At 75.4% G+C, this 3,324-nt stretch carries 5 protein-coding genes; 1 reads left to right on the top strand and 4 read right to left on the bottom strand.

What is annotated here, in order from left to right:
• The coding region (locus tag ACFE60_RS18440) for an MMPL family transporter (protein WP_375390307.1) at nt 1-584 on the bottom strand (584 nt) is incomplete at its 3' end.
• Nucleotides 585-645: 61 nt separating this feature from the next.
• Here ACFE60_RS18440 and ACFE60_RS18435 point away from each other — a divergent pair.
• Nucleotides 646-1,104 carry a MarR family winged helix-turn-helix transcriptional regulator gene (locus ACFE60_RS18435; protein WP_375390306.1) on the top strand — a complete coding sequence of 153 codons (459 nt, stop codon included), beginning with the start codon at nt 646-648 and terminating at the stop codon, nt 1,102-1,104.
• Between the two features lie 25 nt (nt 1,105-1,129).
• Here ACFE60_RS18435 and ACFE60_RS18430 read toward each other — a convergent pair whose 3' ends face one another.
• The 3 genes from ACFE60_RS18430 to ACFE60_RS18420 form a co-directional block, all read right to left on the bottom strand.
• Nucleotides 1,130-2,116: a hypothetical protein gene (locus tag ACFE60_RS18430; protein ID WP_375390305.1), complete on the bottom strand. Its 987-nt coding sequence runs from the start codon at nt 2,114-2,116 to the stop codon at nt 1,130-1,132.
• Nucleotides 2,117-2,207: 91 nt separating this feature from the next.
• Complete coding sequence (locus tag ACFE60_RS18425; protein WP_375390304.1) at nt 2,208-2,675, bottom strand: hypothetical protein; 468 nt, start codon at nt 2,673-2,675, stop codon at nt 2,208-2,210.
• A 40-nt stretch (nt 2,676-2,715) separates the two neighbouring features.
• A partial coding sequence (locus ACFE60_RS18420; RefSeq protein ID WP_375390303.1) for a TetR/AcrR family transcriptional regulator occupies nt 2,716-3,324 on the bottom strand: 609 nt, incomplete at its 5' end.

Genomic DNA, 3,324 nt, shown 5'->3' with positions numbered 1-3,324 from the left:
GGGCGCGGGCTGCGGTCGGGGACGAGCAGCAGCACCGCGACGACCACCGCCCCGACGAGCAGCAGCCGCAGGTCCGCGCCGGCGAAGGCGCCCACGATGTCGGCCTGGAACCCGACCGGCCCGGTGACCTTCGCGGTGAGGCCGGCGGGGAGGCCCTCGCGCGCGGTCGTGCGGATCGTCCCGGCGACCGCCTCCGCGTCGTCCTCGACGTCCTTCGCCTTCACCGGCACCGCGACCACCGCGACCGTGCCGTCGTCGCTGACCTGCGGGCGGACCGCCTGGGGCACGACGGAGCGCGTGGCCAGGGCGGCGGCGCGCGCCGCGATCGCGGTCCGGTCCGCGGCGCTGAGGCCGCCGTCCCGGTCGAAGACGACGATCGCGACCGACCGGTCGGCGCCCGGGAACCGCTGCAGCAGCGCGGCCACCCGCTGCGAGTCCGCGGAGGAGGGCAGCCCGGTGCCGGGCGCCGGGGCGGAGCCGGCCGACGGCAGCAGCGCGAACAGCGCGCCGACGACGACGAACCCGAGGAGGAACGTGACCCACGCCGAGCGGCGCCCGGACACGAAGGCGGCGACCCGCTTCATGGTTCCCCCAGATCTTTCGGTCACCGAACTGTACGGCAGACGAAGCAGGGAGGATGGGGAGATGGACGACGCCGCGCCGCAGATCGAGCCGGAGACGCTCGCGCTCCGCGCGCTGCAGACCGCGATGAGCGACGCCGAGGCCGCGCTCGGGCGACGCATGCGGATGCATCCGACCGACCTGGCCGCGATGGGGCACCTGACGTGGTCGGACGACCCGGTCGGACCCGGCGAGCTCGGGCACCGGCTGGGCCTCTCCCCCGCCGCCGCCACGGAGCTGGTCGACCGGCTGACCGCGGCGGGACACGTCGAGCGGCATCGCGACCTGGCCGACCGTCGGCGCATCCGCCTCGAGGCGACGCCGCACGCGACGGGCGCCGTGCTCGAGCACCTCGACGCCCTGATCGCCGGTCTCGACGCGGCCGCGCGCGACCTGACCGCCGAGGACCGTCAGGTGGTGCAGCGCTTCCTCGCGCGGGCGATCGACGTCTACGCCGCCTGGTCCGAGGACGCGCCGGACTGAGCGGGCCGCCGGTCGGTGGCGCCGGTCAGTAGCGCCTGCCGAGCAGCAGGCGCTTCCCGGCCGCGAGCTCCGCGTCGCTGCACCAGCCGCCGTAGCCGAGGTAGCCGCCCGGGTTCAGCGCCTGCGCGCCGCAGTCGGCGGCGTGCTCGATCGGCGTGATGGCGGCGTCCGGGTCCTCGTAGCGGTACGGCGTGGTCACGTCGGCTGGCTTGGTCCAGTCGGAGAACAGGGCCTTCGCGTCCTTCGCCATCCGGACGTGGCCGGCGGCCGAGCCGCCGTAGTTCAGCCACTGGCGCTCGTGGGAGCACTCGTGCAGGGCCACCGCGCGCACGTCGATCGGCTCGTACGCGGCGATCTCCGGGATCGCGCGGATCAGGAGGGTGCCGGTGCGGTAGTCGCCGGCGGCGCCGTCGAGGGTGCCGACGTGGACCGCCGTGCTCGGGCAGTACGGCTTCGCGGCCTCGTAGATCGTGCGGGCGAGTCCGGTGTAGCGCTGCTGGTTCTCGTACACGACCGTGAGGACGTGGGACCGCGACGTCCCCCGGACCCGCCCGCTCGCGCTCGAGTAGGCGGACGAGACGATCCGGTAGGCGACGGTCCTCGTCCTCGCGGACGTCGAGTACGCCGGCGTCCGCGTGACGATCCCGTCGTCGGTCAGCGCGACCTTCGCGGCGGTCGTCCGCCAGGCGCCCGAGCCCACCTTGCGCTGCAGCGTCAGGCGCGGCCGCGCCTGCTCGCCCCACCACCGCACGCGGTACGCGCCGCCGACCACGAGCACGCCGCCGTTGCCGACGACGGAGCTGCGGGAGGCGCCCTTGCCCGCGAAGTACGCCTGGCCCAGCGTGTACTCGGTCACGGCGGGCGCCTTCGCGGCCGCCGCGCCCCCTCCGGCCGCGAGCGGCGTCGCGAACGCGCCGGTCGAGAAGCCGACGACGGTCGCGACGGTCATCGCGAGCGCGATCAGGGCGCCGCGACGGCGCCTCCCGGCCACGACGTTCGGGAGCGCGCGCATTGGTCGATCCCAGCCGACGCGGGAGGCGACCGCCAGACCGTCTTCCGGGGGCGTGTCCCGCTCGGCCGTCCCGCGCCGGCCCTGGTAGGCGTCAGCCGTGGCGCAGCGCCGCGCGCTCCATGCGCAGCATCCAGATCGCGTGCTCGACCGTCGCCTCGACGGTCCAGACCGCGGGGCCGAGGGAGGCGGCGCGCAGCCCCGGTGCGCGCGCGACCGAGTACGCCAGCGGCTCCGCGAGCCGGATCCGCACGCGCCGGTCCTCGACGTCCTCGCCGAACCAGCGCGGCTCCTCCAGGAAGACGGGCAGCACGAGCAGGACGACGCCCGCCTCCGCCACCCGCGCCGCCGCGCCGCGGTCGTCGAACTGCCGCTCGAGGGTCAGCAGCGCCCGCTCGGTCGCGGTCAGCAGCTGCGGGGCGTTCGCCTCCAGGCACGCGCGGAGGTCCGCCTCCGCGCTGCGCACCCGCTCGAGGCGGCGGCCGGACAGGCCGCGACGGGCCTCGGCGAACCAGCGGCCGATCACCTCGTCGGACCGTGGCACCCCGCGAGAACCGACCATCCCCCGAGTCTCGCGCACCCGTCCGACGACTTCTCTGGAGTCAGCCGCGGTCGCCCGCGGGCAGGCCGAGCGCCGGCAGCACGACGCCGTCGATCAGGCCGATCAGGAAGGCGCGATCGACGGGCTTCCGCTGCACGAGCGTGCGGTAGGCCGTCATGGAGGGGCCGATGTGCGCGATCGTGTCGAGGTCGGCGTCGGCGCGGATCTCGCCGCGCTCGATCGCGCGCTCCATCAGCAGCCGGTTCAGCCGCGCCCGCGGCTCGGTGATCGCCTCGTTGACGGCGTCGGCCAGCTGCGGGTCGCGCGACAGCATGGAGACCAGGCCGCCCATCACCTGCAGCTTCCGCTCCGCGTCCTCCATCGAGTGCGGCCGGATCAGCGCGAGGAGGTCCCCGCGCAGGCTGCCGGTGTCGGGGGCGTGCTCGATCGACGACTGGCTCTGCTTCATGCAGGCGACGGCCTCGATCACCAGCTCCGCCTTCGACGGCCAGCGGCGGTAGAGCGTCGCCTTGCCCGCCTTCGCGCGGGCCGCGACGAGATCCATCGTCATCGCGTCGTACCCGGTCTCGGCGAGCACGGCGAGCGCGGCGTCGCGGATCTCGGGATCCCGGGTGTGGTCCCGCTTCCGGCCGAGCCGTCGCTGGTCGTC

Origin of the sequence: uncultured Amnibacterium sp., assembly GCF_964245895.1 — a bacterium.
Taxonomy (GTDB): domain Bacteria; phylum Actinomycetota; class Actinomycetes; order Actinomycetales; family Microbacteriaceae; genus Amnibacterium.
This window is presented reverse-complemented; position numbering and strand designations above follow the sequence as displayed.